Annotated in this window: 12 protein-coding genes, 1 tRNA gene and 1 pseudogene; all 14 read left to right on the forward strand. The window is 64.9% G+C overall.

Going from position 1 to position 15,940, the window contains the following annotated elements; genetic code table 11:
- Positions 1-133: 133 nt before the first annotated feature.
- The 14 genes and pseudogenes from RX330_RS19910 to RX330_RS19975 all read left to right on the forward strand — a co-directional run bounded on the left by RX330_RS19910 (position 134) and on the right by RX330_RS19975 (position 15,938).
- Positions 134-1,052 (forward strand): annotated as a pseudogene (locus RX330_RS19910) (ABC transporter substrate-binding protein).
- On the forward strand, positions 1,052-2,674 hold the full coding sequence (locus tag RX330_RS19915) for an amino acid ABC transporter permease/ATP-binding protein (RefSeq protein WP_317239507.1): 1,623 nt from the start codon (positions 1,052-1,054) through the stop codon (positions 2,672-2,674). Before RX330_RS19910 ends, RX330_RS19915 begins: the two are co-directional and overlap by 1 nt.
- A 43-nt stretch (positions 2,675-2,717) precedes the next feature.
- Positions 2,718-3,959 (forward strand): acetamidase/formamidase family protein, encoded by a 1,242-nt coding sequence (locus RX330_RS19920; RefSeq protein ID WP_317239508.1) that lies wholly within the window; start codon positions 2,718-2,720, stop codon positions 3,957-3,959.
- 134 nt (positions 3,960-4,093) lie between these two features.
- Positions 4,094-6,424 carry an acetamidase/formamidase family protein gene (locus tag RX330_RS19925; protein WP_317239509.1) on the forward strand — a complete coding sequence of 777 codons (2,331 nt, stop codon included), beginning with the start codon at positions 4,094-4,096 and terminating at the stop codon, positions 6,422-6,424.
- A 13-nt stretch (positions 6,425-6,437) separates the two neighbouring features.
- Entirely contained in the window at positions 6,438-6,821 is a 384-nt protein-coding gene (locus tag RX330_RS19930) for a RidA family protein (protein WP_212085214.1), read from the forward strand.
- A 930-nt stretch (positions 6,822-7,751) separates the two neighbouring features.
- A complete protein-coding gene (locus RX330_RS19935) occupies positions 7,752-8,915 on the forward strand; it encodes a PspA/IM30 family protein (RefSeq protein WP_317239510.1) in 1,164 nt (387 codons plus the stop codon).
- A 10-nt stretch (positions 8,916-8,925) separates the two neighbouring features.
- Entirely contained in the window at positions 8,926-9,588 is a 663-nt protein-coding gene (locus RX330_RS19940; RefSeq protein WP_317239511.1) for an OB-fold-containig protein, read from the forward strand.
- A 20-nt stretch (positions 9,589-9,608) separates the two neighbouring features.
- Complete coding sequence (locus RX330_RS19945; RefSeq protein ID WP_212085226.1) at positions 9,609-11,303, forward strand: flotillin family protein; 1,695 nt, start codon at positions 9,609-9,611, stop codon at positions 11,301-11,303.
- A 208-nt stretch (positions 11,304-11,511) separates the two neighbouring features.
- A complete protein-coding gene (locus RX330_RS19950; RefSeq protein ID WP_317239512.1) occupies positions 11,512-11,880 on the forward strand; it encodes a hypothetical protein in 369 nt (122 codons plus the stop codon).
- A 123-nt stretch (positions 11,881-12,003) separates the two neighbouring features.
- Positions 12,004-12,078: transfer RNA gene (locus RX330_RS19955), tRNA-Asn, on the forward strand.
- Positions 12,079-12,200: 122 nt separating this feature from the next.
- Entirely contained in the window at positions 12,201-12,464 is a 264-nt protein-coding gene (locus tag RX330_RS19960; protein WP_317239513.1) for a hypothetical protein, read from the forward strand.
- 139 nt (positions 12,465-12,603) lie between these two features.
- Positions 12,604-13,266, forward strand: a complete 663-nt coding sequence (locus tag RX330_RS19965) for a protein-L-isoaspartate O-methyltransferase family protein (RefSeq protein ID WP_212085230.1) — start codon at positions 12,604-12,606, stop codon at positions 13,264-13,266.
- 204 nt (positions 13,267-13,470) lie between these two features.
- Complete coding sequence (locus tag RX330_RS19970; protein ID WP_212087241.1) at positions 13,471-14,856, forward strand: TolC family outer membrane protein; 1,386 nt, start codon at positions 13,471-13,473, stop codon at positions 14,854-14,856.
- Positions 14,857-15,161: 305 nt separating this feature from the next.
- On the forward strand, positions 15,162-15,938 hold the full coding sequence (locus tag RX330_RS19975) for a PopZ family protein (RefSeq protein ID WP_317239514.1): 777 nt from the start codon (positions 15,162-15,164) through the stop codon (positions 15,936-15,938).
- Positions 15,939-15,940 lie beyond the last annotated feature (2 nt).

The raw sequence follows: 15,940 nt of genomic DNA on the forward strand, positions 1-15,940 counted from the left end.
GCCCAAATGCCGGGCGCAGTCCATCCAATTTTTTGTACGCCCGCGGACAAGCTTTTCATGGCGCGCTCCCGCACGCTTCCTCCCGATCATTGGGCCATGGCAGGCGCCATGGCATTTCGGAGGAACTGGCGAGATGGACAAATCGGTTTGGCCCCGGGCGCGGCGGGGATCGGCGCGCGCACCATTGCCGCGGCGCAAGTTTGTGCTCGGTGCCGCCATCGCGTTCGGTCTTGTCGTTGCCGCACCGCTGAGTGCGCAGGCCGCAGCACCCGCCGCCTGCACCGCGCTGCAGGAGAAATACCCGGACTGGAAGGGCAAGACGCTCGTCAACGCCATCAACCCTCACACGCCGGGTTATGAGACCATCGATCCCAAGAATCCCAAAGTACATCGGCTTCGATATCGATCTCGGTGAGGCCATCGGCGAATGCCTCGGCTTCAAGCTGACGTACAAGGCGGTGACGTTCGCAGCGCTGCTGACCACGCTCGCGGCCGGCCAGGCCGACATCGTCATCTCCGACATCTATGCCACCAAGGAGCGCGCCAAGGCGGCCGACTTCATCACCTACTCGAAAGTGTTCGACGGCGTGCTCGTCGCCAAGGGCAACCCCAAGGGCATCAACGGCATCAACTTGTCGCTGTGCGGTGCCGCCGCCGCCGAAAACACCGGCTATGTCGAGGTGCCCTTGATCCAGGCGTTGATCCCGGAGTGCAAGAAGGCCGGCAAGCCCGAGCCGACCATCCAGCTCTACGACAACAACGCCAATTGCATCCAGGCGATCCTTGCCGGCCGTGCCGACACCTACATCAACGACGTCAATACCGTCGACAGCGCGGTAAAAGCCTATCCGGACAAGCTCGAGAAGGCGGTCGCGGTGACGATCCCGTATTCGGTCGGCATCGCCGTGCCCAAGGGCAAGCCGAAATTCCGCGATGCCGTGCTCGCCGCGCTGATCGAAGTCCAGAAGGCCGGCACGCACATGGAGCTTCTGAAGAAGCATGGGCTCGATGTGAACAACTTCATGGAGCCCGGAATTCTCACGGCCGACTGATGTCGCTGTTCCTCCACTATTTGAGCATGCCGTATCTGCTCGAGGGCATCGAGCTCACCCTCGAGGTGACCGCCCTCGGGCTCGGCGGCGGATTGATCCTCGGATTGATCCTCGCCGGGATGCAGCTCTCTCGCTTCTGGCTACTCTCGGCAATCGCCAGGGCCTACACCGTGATCTTCCGCGGCACGCCGCTGATCCTTCAGATGGTGTTCGCCTACGACGCGCTGCCGCATATCGGCATCAAGCTGCCGGCGGTGCTGGCCGCCGGCCTCGCGCTGGCCTGCAACGAAGCGCCGTTCATCGCCGAGATGCTGCGTGCCGGCGTGCTCGGCGTCGACCGCGGGCAGGTCACTGCAGGGCAAGCACTCGGCATGACGCCGCGGATCCTGATGTGGCGTGTGATCGCGCCGCAGGCGATCCGCACCATGATTCCGGCCTTCGGCAACGAGGCCGTCAGCGCGCTGAAGAATTCCTCACTCGCCTCCGTGGTCGCGGTGCAGGAGCTGACCTTGCGTTCGACGCAGCTGGCGTCCTCGACCTTCGACTTCTTTTCGATCTTCTTCGCTTCGGGCCTGTTGTACCTGGTGCTGACCTTTGCCATCAGTGTGATCCAGCTCTTCGTCGAATGGCTGCTCGATCTCGACCGTGCCAAGGGTCGCCAGCGCAAGCTGGCGGATTATCTGCCCTGGCGCCGCGTCGATCTCGGTACCAGGCGCGAACTTGCGGAAGCGACAGCCGATGCGCCTGAGCCGGCGAAGGCCGAGCTTGTGGATACGCCGGCGCTCGCCCTGACGCGCGAGGAGCGCGCCCGCCGCGCCGCCACGATCGCGCGCAACAACATCGCGGTCGAGACGAGGGATCTCGGCAAGAGCTACGGCTCACAAAAGGTGCTGGACGGTCTCGACCTCACCGTGCGCGTCGGCGAGGTGGTCGCGCTGCTCGGTCCCAGCGGCTCCGGCAAGAGTACGCTGCTCCGCTGCATCAACCATCTCGAAAGCTGGGAGTCCGGCACCGTCCGGGTCGGCGGACGACGCCTCGGCTTTGGCGAGAACGGCAAGCCGCTATCGCCCCGCGACCTCGCCAATGAGCGCGCCAGTGTCGGCGTCGGCATGGTGTTCCAGCAGTTCAATCTGTTCGCCCATCTCTCGGCCAAGGAGAACATCGCCGGTCCCCTGCGTTGGGTCCACGGCATGACCAGGGTCGACGCCGATCGCCGTGCCGCCGAGCTGCTCGATCGCGTTGGTCTCTCGCATCGCGCCGATGCGCTGCCGCGGCATCTGTCCGGCGGTCAGCAGCAGCGTGTTGCCATCGCCCGCGCGCTCGCACCCAATCCGAGTGTGCTGCTGCTGGACGAGCCGACCTCCGCGCTCGATCCCGAATTGGTCAACGAGGTGCTGGAGGTGATCCGGCGTCTCGCCATCGACGACGGCCTCACCATGATCATCTCGACACACCAGATCCGCTTTGCCGACGAAGTGGCCGACCGCGTCGCTTTCCTGAGTGGTGGGACGATCATCGAGGAGGGGCCCGCGCACGAGGTGCTCTCCAACCCCCGCAATCCGCTGACGGCGCGATTCCTCAGTGTGATGGAGGCCGACAAGACTTCGGAGGCGGTGCGATGAGTGGCGCCTCCACAATGTTCAAGACTCCCGAAGAGGCCAGCTCATGAAGCATGTCACCCTGCCGGTTTCGCCGAAAACCGTTCACTGGGGCTATTTCTCCAAGATCGTCGCGCCAGCCCTGACGCTGCGCTCCGGGGATCGCGCCACCATCGAGACCCTGACCCATCACGCCAATGACGATTACGAGCGCATGATCCAGGGGGACCCCGGCGCCGAAAGCGTGTTCCAGTGGACTCGTGAGCACAAGGCCGTGGCGCGCCGCGGCTCCGGCCCGGTCGAGGGTCCCTTCGTCCGCGGCGCAGGCGAGGGGATCGGCGTGCACCTGCTCACCGGACCCGTGGCGATCGAAGGCGCCGAGCCCGGCGACATCCTGGAAGTGCGCATTCTCGACGTCCGGCCACGGCCGAGCTGCAGCGCCTGCCACGCCGGCCGCTGCTTCGGCTCCAATGTCGCGGCGAACTGGGGCTTTCACTATCACGACCTGATCGAGGAGCCGAAGCCGCGCGAGGTCGTCACCATCTTCGAGCTCGACACCTCCGGCGAGCCCCACGCAAAGGCCGTCTACAATTACATCTGGACGCCGCAGACCGACCCAGACGGCATCGTGCATCCGACCATCGACTATCCCGGGGTGCGCGTGGACCACGCCACCATCAGGAAGTGCGAGAACATCCTCTCGAGCGTGAAGGTGCCGGCGCGGCTGCATTTCGGCACGATGGGCCTCGCGCCGTCTGAGGCCGATTTCGTCAGCTCGATTCCGCCGAGCTACACCGGCGGCAACATCGACGATTGGCGCATCGGCAAGGGCGCGCGGATGTTCTATCCGGTCGCCGTCCCTGGCGCCTATTTCTCGGTCGGCGATCCCCATGCCGCCCAGGGCGACAGCGAGCTCGGCGGCACCGCGATCGAGACCTCGCTCACCGGCGATTTCGAGTTTATCCTGCACAAGAAGGCCGACCTTGCCGGCACCAGCCTCGAAGGCCTCGACCATCCCATGCTGGAGACCGACCACGCCTGGTCGTTCTACGGCTTCACCTATCCGAACTATCTCGCCGCGCTCGGCACCGATGCGCAAACCGAGATTGCCAACCACTCCAGTCTCGACCGTGCGATGCGCGACGCGTTCAGGAAACTCCGCCGGTTTCTGATGACCGTGCATGGCCTCAGCGAGGACGAGGCGATCTCGCTGATGTCGGTCGGCGCGGATTTCGGCGTGACTCAGGTTGTCGACGCCAATTGGGGTGTCCACGGCACGATCCGCAAGAACGTCTTCCGGTGCGAGTAATGCATTGAGACGCGGTCTGTTTTCAGGATGAGCGGGTGACAGGCAGAGATCGTTTGCGGCCCGTCGCGGCGACGGACGACGGCGTGCGTTTGGCACAGAGGTTGCTTCGATCGACCGCAATCTGGGTCGATCCGATGAGCTTTCGCCCGTTCACGAGCGAGTCCTACGCGCAAGACGACCGCCCCGAAGCCTGGCGGGACGTGCTGGCGGCGGTCGGCCTGCAGCCGGCAGGCGGGCATTCCTTCTTCGACGGGCACGCGACCGCCTGTCATCGTCACGTCGCAGGTGTCGCGCTGACGCGCATGGCCGCGGGCGCGCAGAGCGTTGGTCCCCTCCCGCAGGCGAATGAAGACCTTCCGATCGCGCTGATGCCGGTTGAGGACGGCATGGTGCTGAAGAGCGCCGGTGGACACCGCATCGTTCCTGTCGGTCATCTCGTGCTCCTGCCGCGCAGCGGGGACTGGAGCATCGTGTTTCAGCGCGACATGCGCGCCATCGTGCTGTCGCTGACGTCGGAGGCGCTGCGCGGACGCCTCTCGGGCAAGCCACGGCTCGGCGAGCCGCGCGTCGTTCCACCCGGCGGCTTCGCCGACGTGTTCGCGCGCTTGCTGGACGCGACCGCGCGCACGCTCGACACGTTGAGCGATGCCGAATGGAGTTCGCTCGCGCAGTCGCTTGCCGATCTTCTCCTGACGCTCGCGCATCAGCTGGTGGCGTCGAGTTCCGATGCTGGATCCAGTGCGACGCAGACTGCGCTGCTGCACCGGATCTGCCAGACCATCGAGCGTCGCCTCGACGATCCCGACCTGGTGCCGGCGCGTGTCGCGCAAGCCGAGGGCATTTCCGAACGTTACTTGCAGAAGCTGTTCGAAACCGTCGGCGACAATTTCACCCACTACGTTCGCGAGCGACGTCTTCAGCGCGCCTGGGCCGACCTGTCCAATCCGACCGAGGCGCATCGCTCGATCTCGGAGATCGCGTACGCCTATGGCTTTGGCGACTCCGCGCATTTCAGCCGCGTCTTCCGCCATCGCTTCGGTCTGCCACCGCGCGAGTTTCGCCAGCAGGAGGCGGAACGAGCGACTGCACAGCACGGGGTCGCCGGTCAGCGCGGCTGGCCGCAAGAGGCACTGGCGCAACCGCGGGCGCATCAGAGCGTGCAGGCGCGCACCAGTGTCGCCTGTCCCGGCGCCGAGGAGCGGACGCCCGCGGGGCGTAAGCATCACCATCTCCCGGTCGAAGCCAACCGCGTTCATTGGGGTTATTTCAGCCGCTCGCTGCCGCCGCAGATCGAGATCGCCTCGGGCGACATCATCACCATCGAGACGCTGACGCAGCACGCCTCCGACGATCCTGCGTTGATGATCGCCGGCGATGCCGCCGCAGAAAGCGTGTTCGGCTGGACGCGGGACAAGAAGAACGTCGACCGCCGCGGCGCAGGGCCCATGGATGCGAGCGTGTTCGGCCGCGGTGCCGGCGAGGGATTTGGCGTGCACATCTGCACCGGGCCCGTCGCGGTGAAGGACGCCCGGCCCGGCGACGTCCTGGAGGTGCGCATCCTCGACATCGTGCCGCGCGCGAGCCGCAATCCGAGCCATGCGGGCCGTGTATTCGGCTCCTCGGTCGCGGCGTGGTGGGGCTATCACTACAACGAGTTTCTCGGCGGTCCCAAGCCGCGCGAAGTCGTCACCATCTATGAGATCTTCGATGACGCCGAGCTGCCGCACGCCCGCGCGCTCTATTCCTACCGCTGGGAGCCGCAGACCGATCCCTTCGGCGTCGTGCACACCACCTACGACTATCCCGGCGTTCCCGTCGCACCCGCCACGATCAAGCGCCGCCATGCCGTGCTCGACGGCGTCAAAATTCCCCTGCGTCCGCACTTCGGCGTGATCGCAGTGGCGCCGCGCGAGGTCGATTTCGTCGATGCCGTCCCGCCATCCTATTTCGGCGGCAATCTGGACAATTGGCGGCTCGGGAAGGGGGCGGCCGTCTATCTTCCGGTCTCCGTTCCCGGCGCGTTGCTGTCGGTCGGGGATCCTCACGCCGCACAGGGCGACGGCGAATTGAGCGGCACCGCGATCGAATGCTCGATGACCGGTACCTTCGAGGTGATCCTGCACAAGAAGGCCGATCTCGCCGGCCGTCCCTTCGCCGATCTCTCTTATCCCCTGATCGAGACCGAGACCGACTGGGTGCTGACCGGATTCAGCCATCCCAACTACCTCGCGGAATTCGGCGCGCAGGGGCAGAGCGAGGTCTACGCCAAGTCCTCGCTCGACCTCGCCATGAAAGACGCTTTTCGCAAGATGCGGCGCTTCCTGATGAACGTCAAAGGCCTCAGCGAAGACGAGGCGATCGCGCTGATGTCGGCGGCCGTCGATTTCGGCGTCACGCAGGTGGTCGACGGCAATTGGGGCGTACATGCCATCATCAGCAAGCGCCTGTTTCAGAACGAACCTTGACAAGGACACCCAGGTGAAATTCCACATGATCAGCGGCGGACCGAAGCCGGTCGCACCCTTCAGCCACGCGGTGGAAACCGACGGCTTCGTCTTCGTCACCGGCCAGATGCCGGATACGCCGCAAGCGCCGGGCGCCTTGCCCGACGGCATCGTCGCGCAGACCCGAGCGGTGATGGAAAATTTGAAGTTGGTCTTGGCCGGCCTCGATCTCGGCCTCGAGCATGTCGTCATGACGCGGATTTATCTGACGCGCTTCAAGGACGATTATGCCGCGATGAACGAGACCTATCGCATGTACTTCGCGCCCGGTCGGCTGCCGGCCCGCACCTGTGTCGGCGTCACCGGGCTGGCCTATGACGCGCTGATAGAGATCGACCTCGTGTGCCGGCGGCCGTGAGAGTCCTTGGAGTGGATTAGACCTGCAACTGCGCGCGGCAGACGGTGGCTGCAATCCACCCACGCACCTACAAGCCCTTGCGTTGCCCGACAGGCAAAACACCCTATCCCTGGGGCAATGCACGCGCGCGAAAATATTCGCCTTTACAGAATTTCTGATTTGTCGCAATGTCTCGCCACCTCACCCCAGTCAGAGGGGCGTATCGCGATCGTCACGAAACGCGGGGTGAGCCGTGGTGGACGCTGGCAGCATCGGCGCGAGAGGCATCGCAGGGCGGGCAACCGTGAGCGACGGCCCGCGCGCACACGACCGGTGCAATCAGCGTACGGCAAAACCGTGTCGTCCTGACGCCCGGGGTCTGTGCGTCAAGTCTTGCGGTGATGTGGCGGCCCGACCGGGTGCGCGCGTCAGCCATCTGCAAGGCGACGGGGGCAATAGTGCATCGCTCCCCGGGGAGAGCTCGGCATAAGCCGTCAAACCACTGCGCAGGGAAGGCCGGTTGTTTGGCTTCACCTGTATGCCGCTGTGCAGCTTGTTCAGCACGCGCTTCGCACAGTGGACCGCGGGTGCCAGCCGGCATCCGGTCTTCCCTGCGCCCTCTGACAAAGAGGGTGATGAGATGAAGCAAAACTCGGGCGAGATGAGCCGCGAGGACGCGGACCTATGTTCTCGTGCCCCTACAGCACGAAGTGATCCGCTGCAAAGCCTTTGGCATGGCAGCTTGTCCGGGACTGCGAGCAGACGGGTGTCGTTGCCGAATGCTACCGCATTATATCAAATTGCAACCTACGCGTGCAAGAAGTCTTGATCGACCGGTGATAGGCCGGCTTGAACGCGCGCCCGGGCCACGACGACCAATCGATAGAGTGCATAAGGATCAGCGGAACGTGATCGCATCCGTCCTTTCTAAAGCACCAAAATGGTGCTTTAGTGCTTATCATGAGCCAATCCCCCCGAAACGCGCCGGCCGCGCTGCGTTACAGGCTTGCCCCCGATCCGGCCGCCAAGGCCGCGCTGGAGGCGACGTTCAGGGCCTATGACCGCATGATGGAGATTCTCGATGAGGTGGCGCGGAGCCACAATGTCGGTTCCAACGTCGTGCTCCTGCACGCCCACGCCTATGACCAGATCCGCAAACAGACCGCGCTGCCGTCGCGCCTGGTGACGCTAGGTCTGCGTGACCGCACCGAATATCGCGCGGCGCAGGGCCGCCGTCTGCCGCTCGACGACAAGCTCGCCAAGATCAAGGGGCCGGCCACCATTTCGATTGCGACCGTGCAAGGGCGCTTCAGCGTGCCGTTCGACTATGCGGGCTACGTCGAAGGCTGGGGGCATAGCGTGCCGGCGCGCCTGATCCGCACCGATGACGGTTTCGAAGTTCACTACGGCGTCACGCCGAACAGTCTGCCAGAGGAGGAGAACGCCATGGATAGCATCGCTGCCGCTCCCGAGAATTTCCTGTCCCGGGTCGGGCGCCTGATCGCCGGAATCGCCTATGACGCGATCGAGCAGGCGGAAGGCAAGAACAAGCTGAAGGTGGTCGGACAGGCCATCCGCGAGATCGAGCGCGCCGAGAGCGAGGCGCGCGATGCGCTCGCGGCCGCGCGGGCCGAGGAATACCGTCTCAACGCGCGTCGCAGCGAGATCGAGCGCGCGATGACCGATCTTGCCGCCAAGATCGAGGGCGCGATCGCTGATGGCCGCGACGATCTCGCCCGCGCCGGGATTGCACGGCAGATGGACCTGGAGGCGCAATTCGAGGTGCTCTCGCGGGCGATCGACGAGAACAACGAGAAGATCGAGCAGTCCGTCACGTCCCTCCGTGCCGTGCTATCGGCCCTCCAGGACGCCGAGCAGCGCCGCGCCGACCTCGAAAAGAGCGAGGCGGTCGCAAGCCAGCAGGCTTCGACGTCGCCCCGCAAACCGGGCGGCAGCGCTGCGGCGGCGAAGGCGTTGCGGGCGGGCAGGGCGGTGGCGCGGGCCACCGGTGTGCCGCCGGGCATCCCGTATTCGAGCGACATCGACGAGCTCAGCACGTTGCATCGCGACAGGGAAATTGCAGCGAGGCTGGCCCGGTTGAAGTCGGGCTCCTGAGTGCCGTGTCATGAGCGCTCTGCTCGAACACGTCATGTCCCCGGAGGTCAGGCCGTTCGCGATCGCAGCGGCCATGATCGTCATTGTCGGCTCGATCGAGGCAATCTCGATGCTGGTCGGAGCTTCGCTGAGCGAAATGCTCGGCACCAACATCGATTTCGCTCACCCCAGCGACAATGGCGTGATCAGCGCCATCTCCTGGATCAATGCCGGCGGCGTGCCGCTCTTGATCTTCCTGCTGCTGCTGCTCGGCGCCTTCTCCATTACCGGCTTCCTGATCCAGGACATCGCGCGGATGGTGGCCGGCCCCTTGCCGGCGACGCTCGCCTCCGTCGGGGCCGTCGTGGTCTCGGTTCCGCTGGTCCGTGCCGCCAGCAGGGTCATCGCGCGGGTCATTCCCAAGGACGAGACCTACGCCGTCGGCTTGGGGGATCTCGTCGGCCGCATCGGTGAGGTCGTCATCGGCCCGCTGGACCAGGGTCCGCCCGGACGCGTCAGCGTCGCCGACATCCACGGCAACCGTCACTTCGTCTCGGCGGTCGCAGCACCTTCATCATCACCGTTGCCGCAGGGAACCTTGGTTCTCCTGGTCGATCGCGACGGCACCCGCTTCGTGGCGGTGAAGGCCGACGATGAACTCAAGCCGTCCAAGCCACCTCTAAGCAGCAGCTAGATCATTCATTGGAGAAAGTCATGTTCGACATCGCAGTCCCGGCCATGATCGGCGTCGCGCTGATCGTCGTCCTCGGGATCGTCTTCACCATCCTCTACAAGCGCGCCACGCGTGACGAAGCCTTCGTGCGCACCGGACTCGGCGGCAAAAGGGTCGTGCTCGACGGCGGAGCCATGATCCTGCCGATCTTCCACTCCTATGCCAGCGTCAATCTGAAGACGCTGCGGCTCACCGTGGAACGCAAGGAGCGGGAATCCCTGATCACCAAGGACCGCCTGCGCGTCGATATCGTTGCCGAATTCTATGTGCGCGTCCGCCCCGACGATGAGAGTATCGCGCTTGCGAGCCAGACGCTGGGTGCGCTGACCAACGACGCCGAGGCCCTGCGCAACCAGGTCGAGGCGAAATTCGTCGACGGCCTGCGCTCGGTGGCGGCGACCATGAGCATCCTCGAGCTCCAGGAGAAGCGCTCGGACTTCGTCAAGCACGTGCAGGCGACAGTCGAGTCCGACGTCAAATCCAACGGCCTCGAGCTCGAATCCGTGTCGCTCACGAAGCTCGACCAGACCGACGTCAAGTTCTTCAACCCGGAAAACTTCTTCGACGCTGAAGGTCTCACCCAACTCAAGACGGTCACCGAGACCCGGCGGCGCGACCGCAATGCCATCGTGCGCGACAACGAGGTGGCGATCGCGCAAAAGGACCTCGAGGCGCGCCAGCAGACCCTCGGCATCGAGCGGACCAAGAAGGAAGCCGAGCTCTCCCAGGAGCGCGACATCGCCAACAAGACCGCGAGCACCCGGGCCGAGGTCGCGACCGCGACGCAGACGGCGCGCCTCACCGAGGAAAATGCCCGGATCGACACCGACCGTGCCGTTGCCGAGAAGGAGGCGGGCGCCAAGCAGGTCAAGGAAACCGCGGTGATCGAGTCGGATCTGGCGATCAACAAGCGCAAGACCGACGCGCAGCGCGAGATCCAGATCGCTACCCAGGAGAACGAGATCCAGATCGCGGCCAAGAGCAAAGAGACCTCGGAAGCCGTCACCGAAGCCAAGACCGCCGAAGCGCTCGCAGTCTCGGCGGAGGAAAAGGTCGTCACCGCGCGGGCCGTCGAGGTCGCCGATCGCGCCCGTCTCACTCAGGTGCTCGCCGCGCGGACCGAGGCCGAGCGCAAATCGACCGAGCTGATCGTCGCGGCCGAGGCCGAGAAGAAGGCCTCGCTCGATCGCGCCGAGGCCGTCAAGACGCTGGCCACCGCCGAAGCCGAATCCAACAAGATCAAGGCCGTGGGCGTCCGCAACATCGGTGAGGCCGAGGCCGCCGTCATCACCATGAAAAACGAGGCGCAGAACAAGCTCGGCAGCAACGTCATCGACTTCGAGATCGCCAAGAAGCGGATCGAGACGATGCCGGCGGCGCTGGCCGAGATGGTCAAGCCCATCGCCAACCTCAAGGACGTCCGTATCCTGCACACCGGCGGCGCATTCGGGGGCAACGGGGCCGGCGGAGGCAATGTCGGCTTCGGTGAAGGGCTCGCCGGCGAGCTGCTCAAGGTGCACGCGCTGCGTCCGATGATCGACGAGATCCTGCGCCAGAGCGGCTTTGCGCCCGGCGACGATCCCGTGCAGGCGCTGGTCGGCGCCGTGACCGGGAAGAGCAACGGCGCCGCCGTACCGGCGCGGGCGCCGGGAAAGACAGACGCCGCCGACCTATGAATGCCCGTTCATTGCTGCGGAGAATTCGAAACGATAAACAGGCTGGGCGCGTCTCGCGTCGCGCAAACGTCCCGGAGTGCAGATCGGTCGTGTCCTGAACCTTTCGATCGCGCTCCGGGCGTGTCTGGAGGCAACGCATCGGGTTGCCGCGGCGCCTGCGCCGATCGACGCCAGGCGCCGAGGCCTGTTTCGATCGGAGGATTTTCACATGAAGTATTTTCTGTCTGGATTGATCGCGATTGGTCTTTCGATCGCCGCCATGCCGTCATTCGCGGCTGACGCCCGCAACGTCACCGTCGTCAACGAGACCGGCTATGCCATCAAATTCCTGGGCTTCAACGCGCCGGATGACGGCCTGGACGAGTGGGACAACGAGCTCGAGAAGGTGCTCCAGAACCAGGCCAGCACCTATGTCGAGTTCGACGAGGACGACGAGGGCTGTGTCTGGAACATCCGCGTCGACTGGCAGAGCTACGACGAGGCAGTGCTCTGGAAGAACGTCAACCTCTGCAAGATGACCGCGCTTCGGCTGCGCTACGATCCCGGCACCAAGACCACCTCGTTCCTCGCGGAATAGCGCCGGCTGGCATCGCCCCGTTCGGTCCTTCCTCAAGTACGTTCGGACGATGACGAATTCGTCCTTTGCAAGCGCAAGCGGCTTTGTTATACGCAGCCGCGCGCGAACGACTGGTTCGCCTTTTCCTCGGTAGCTCAGCGGTAGAGCATCCGACTGTTAATCGGATGGTCGCTGGTTCGAATCCAGCCCGGGGAGCCAAATCCTGCTGCAAATTCAATGAGATATGGTCGCGCCCTCATGCGGCACACAACCTCGTTGGACTGATTTCTAAGCAGCGCCCCTCGATCCCCGACTGGAATCGCGTTCAAGCGGATGTGTGCATGGGCGTCGTCGCGCCATGTGGGCGGCGCCAAATCGACTCAATTGAAATCGAGCTTCGCAAGTGCCGGGTTTTTACGGAGCTGATTCCCATGCGAGACATCCAGGTCGACCACATGGCCCCCTCGATTCTGCCGGCCGACATTCCCGAACTCAGCGATGACGAATGCCTCGCCTGCCTGGCGCGCGCGGTCGAGACACCCGACTCGGCGCGGCTGGACGAGGTCGCGGCTCTGATCGGGCGCCTTGCGGTCGCAATCGAATAATCGTTCCGGCCCCGGGGCTGCGGTAAGATGCGGAAGCCTTGGTCTCGAAGGCCAATGGCCGTGTTGCGTTTTGGCCGGGCATGTTCCAAAGATGCCGCCAACTTTGGTTCGCGGCATTGCCGCATTGCAGGGTCCGCAAATGTCCGGTTTCTCGACCGCGCGCCTCAAAATGGTCGATGGCCAGGTGCGCACCAGTGACGTCACCGATCGTCGTGTTCTCGATGCCATGCTCACGGTTCCGCGCGAGGCCTTCGTGCCCGCCGGCCGGCAGGCGTTGGCCTATCTCGACCTCGACCTCGACGTGAGCGAGGGCGCAGCCAAGCGCTTCCTGATCAAGCCGCAACTGACCGGCAAGCTGCTTCAGGCCGCCGAAATCGGCGAGGGTGACAACGTGCTGGTGGTCGGCTGCGCCACGGGATATCTCGCCGCGCTGACGGCCAGGCTGGCACGGCAGGTGACCGCAACGGAATGCGATTCGGCTCTGGCCGCGAAGGCCAAGGATGCCTTTGCAGCCCTCGGGCTCGCCAATGTGACCTGCAAGGCCGCAGCCTGCACCGAAGGCGATCCTACCGCCGCTCCCTATGACGTGATCATCCTCAATGGCGCTGCCGAGGTTATGCCGGGGGCGCTGCTCGGGCAGCTCAAGGAGGGCGGGCGTCTGGTGGGGGTTTCGGCCGAATCTCGGCCCCCTCGGGCCATGATCGTGACCCGTACCCACGGTGAATTCGGCCATCGAACCCTGTTCGACGCTGCCGCTCCGGTCCTTCCCGGCCTGGCGCGGGCGGCCGCCTTCGTCTTCTGACAGCCCAAAACCAGCTAAAATCCCGTTCTGAATCAGAAGTGTGGCCGGGATGCTGCACGTGAAGAGTTTCCACCGAGAACTACCCTCAGGTGGTTCCGTCGCGCTTGACCGCGTCCTATGTTGCGGCGGGGCAGCGACTCCACTCGTAGACGGTACTCAGCTCGCGGGCACGAGCCGGGCGTTAGAATGAACGGAATTTTTGGGATGCATGGGGTGAAGCTCTTCACCGGAGCTGCGGTTTCGGTCCTGTTGCTCGCACTTGCCGGGCCGACGCCTGCCTTGGCGGATACGATCGAGTCTGCGCTGGTACGCGCCTATCAGAACAATCCGCAGCTCAACGCACAGCGTGCCCAGGTGCGCTCGACTGACGAAAACGTGCCGCAGGCCTTGTCCGGTTATCGCCCCAGGGTCTCGCTGACGGCGAGCGGCGGTTACCAGTACTCGGACTTCAAGAGTGCCTCTACCAGCGATCCCGTTAACGGCACGGGCATTCCCCGAAGCGTCGGACTGACTGCCTCCCAGACGCTGTACAACGGCAACCAGACCGCCAACAGGACGCGCGCGGCGGAGAGTCAGGTTTCCGGCGCTCGCGAGGCGTTGCGCAGTCTCGATCAAAGCGTGCTGCTCCAGGCCGCCACGACCTACATGGATTATCTGCGCGACGCGGCGACGCTCGAAGTCCAGCGCAGCAACGTGCGGGTGCTCGAGCAGACGCTCAAGCAGACCCGTGACCGCTTCAACGTCGGCGAAGTCACGCGCACCGACGTAGCGCAATCGGAAGCACAGCTGGCGGCCGGCAGAACGCAGGCTCTGACTGCCGAATCGAACCTCAATACGACCCGTGCGAACTTCCGCCGCATCATCGGCAACGAGCCGACGAACTTGGCGCCCGGCTCGCCTGTCGATCGTTTCCTGCCCGCGACGCTCGCCACGGCGGTCCAGCTCGGCCTTGTCGAGCATCCCAACGTCACGGCCGCCATGTTCGGCATCGACGTCAACTTCCTGCAGGTCAAGGTCGCCGAGGGCGCTCTGCTGCCGACGGTCACCCTGCAGGCGAGCGCGAGCCAAGCCTACGAGCAATCCTTGATCCAGTATCGGGCATTCACCGCGTCCGCGGTGGCGCAGATCTCGGTTCCGATCTATCAGGGCGGCGGCGAATATTCGCTGATCCGCCAGTCCAAGGAAAACCTGGCGCAGCAACGTCTCAACCTTGAAAACACGCGGGATCAGACCCGCGCCACCATCGTCCAGTGGTGGGGTTCGTTGCAGGCCGGCAAGGCGCAGGTGCAATCCGCCCAAGCGCAAGTGACGGCGTCAGAGATCGCGCTGAACGGCGTGCGCGAAGAAGCCAAGGCCGGCCAGCGTACCACGCTCGACGTGCTCAACGCGCAGCAGGCGCTGGTCAACGCGCGCGTGGCGCTGGTGACCGCGCAGCACGACCGTGTCGTCGCATCCTACAACGTCCTCGCCGCCGTCGGCCGTCTCACGCCGCAGGTCCTCGGCCTTTCGACCACGGTTTATGATGCGAGCGTTCACTACCATCAGGTCCGCGACAGCTGGGCCGGCGTGCGTACGCCTGACGGGCGCTGATTCCCCGTAGTCATCCGGTCGGCCTCGCGAATAGCCGAGGCCGATCGGTGCTTTGCTTGCAATCATCAAAATCCCTGACATAGCCTTGCCGAGACAATGCGGGTCGATTCGCCCCGCGTTGATGCCGTATGCGTAAAGCTCGAGTGCCGGGGGCAGGGGCGCACCGCTGCACGTTGAGCCGTGATCTGGGGACAAGTCGGGCTGCCGCGACGAAAATGTCGGGGCTCCCGTTGCGGAACCGGCCAATCCTGTCGTGCTTGGTGTAAAACAGCGCATGCGAGGGCGTTGATGATGTGGAGTCGGAGATGACGCAGCCTGCAAAGGTCACAGAACCCTCGATGGAGGAGATTCTGGCCTCGATCCGGCGCATCATTGCCGACGATGAGGCCAAGCCGCCGCCGGCTGAGACCGCCAAGCCCGAGAAAGCCGCGGCACCGGCCGCGCAGCCGAAGCCGCAGGCGATGAACGACATTCCGCCATCCAAGGTCGCTCCCGCCGCCGCCAAGCCTGTCGCCGAGAAGCCCGTGCCGCCACCGGCTGCAAAGCCCGCTCCAGCGCCGCCACCCGCGCCTGCGGCGGATGCGTCCAACAACCAGGACGACATCGACGCGCTGCTGGCAGGGCTCGATGCGGCCACGCCTGCGCCCGAGGTCCGTGCGCCAGAACCCGAACCTGAGCCCGAACCCGACGTGCTCGAATTGACCGACGAGATGGCGATGGATCCGACACCGCCTCCGCCGCCACCGAGCTTCCGGAAGGTCGAGCCGCGCGACGATCTCGAATTCGCCGAATCGCCTCCGCCGCGTCCAACGCCGCCGCCGTCCTATGCGCCGGTGGATTTCGACGCCCCGCCGCTGCCGCCGCAGCAGCCCATGCTCGCGCAGTCGACGGTCTCGGCGGTCGAATCCGCCTTCAACTCCCTGGCCCATACGGTGCTCAGCAGCAATGCGCGGACGCTGGAGGATCTGGTCAAGGAGATGCTGCGTCCGATGCTGAAATCCTGGCTCGACGACAATTTGCCGGGCCTGGTTGAACGCATCGTGAAGGCCGAAATCGAGCGGGTCTCGCGCGGCGGCCGCTGAGA

The organism is Bradyrhizobium sp. NDS-1, from assembly GCF_032918005.1.
In the GTDB taxonomy this organism is placed as follows: domain Bacteria; phylum Pseudomonadota; class Alphaproteobacteria; order Rhizobiales; family Xanthobacteraceae; genus Bradyrhizobium; species Bradyrhizobium tunisiense.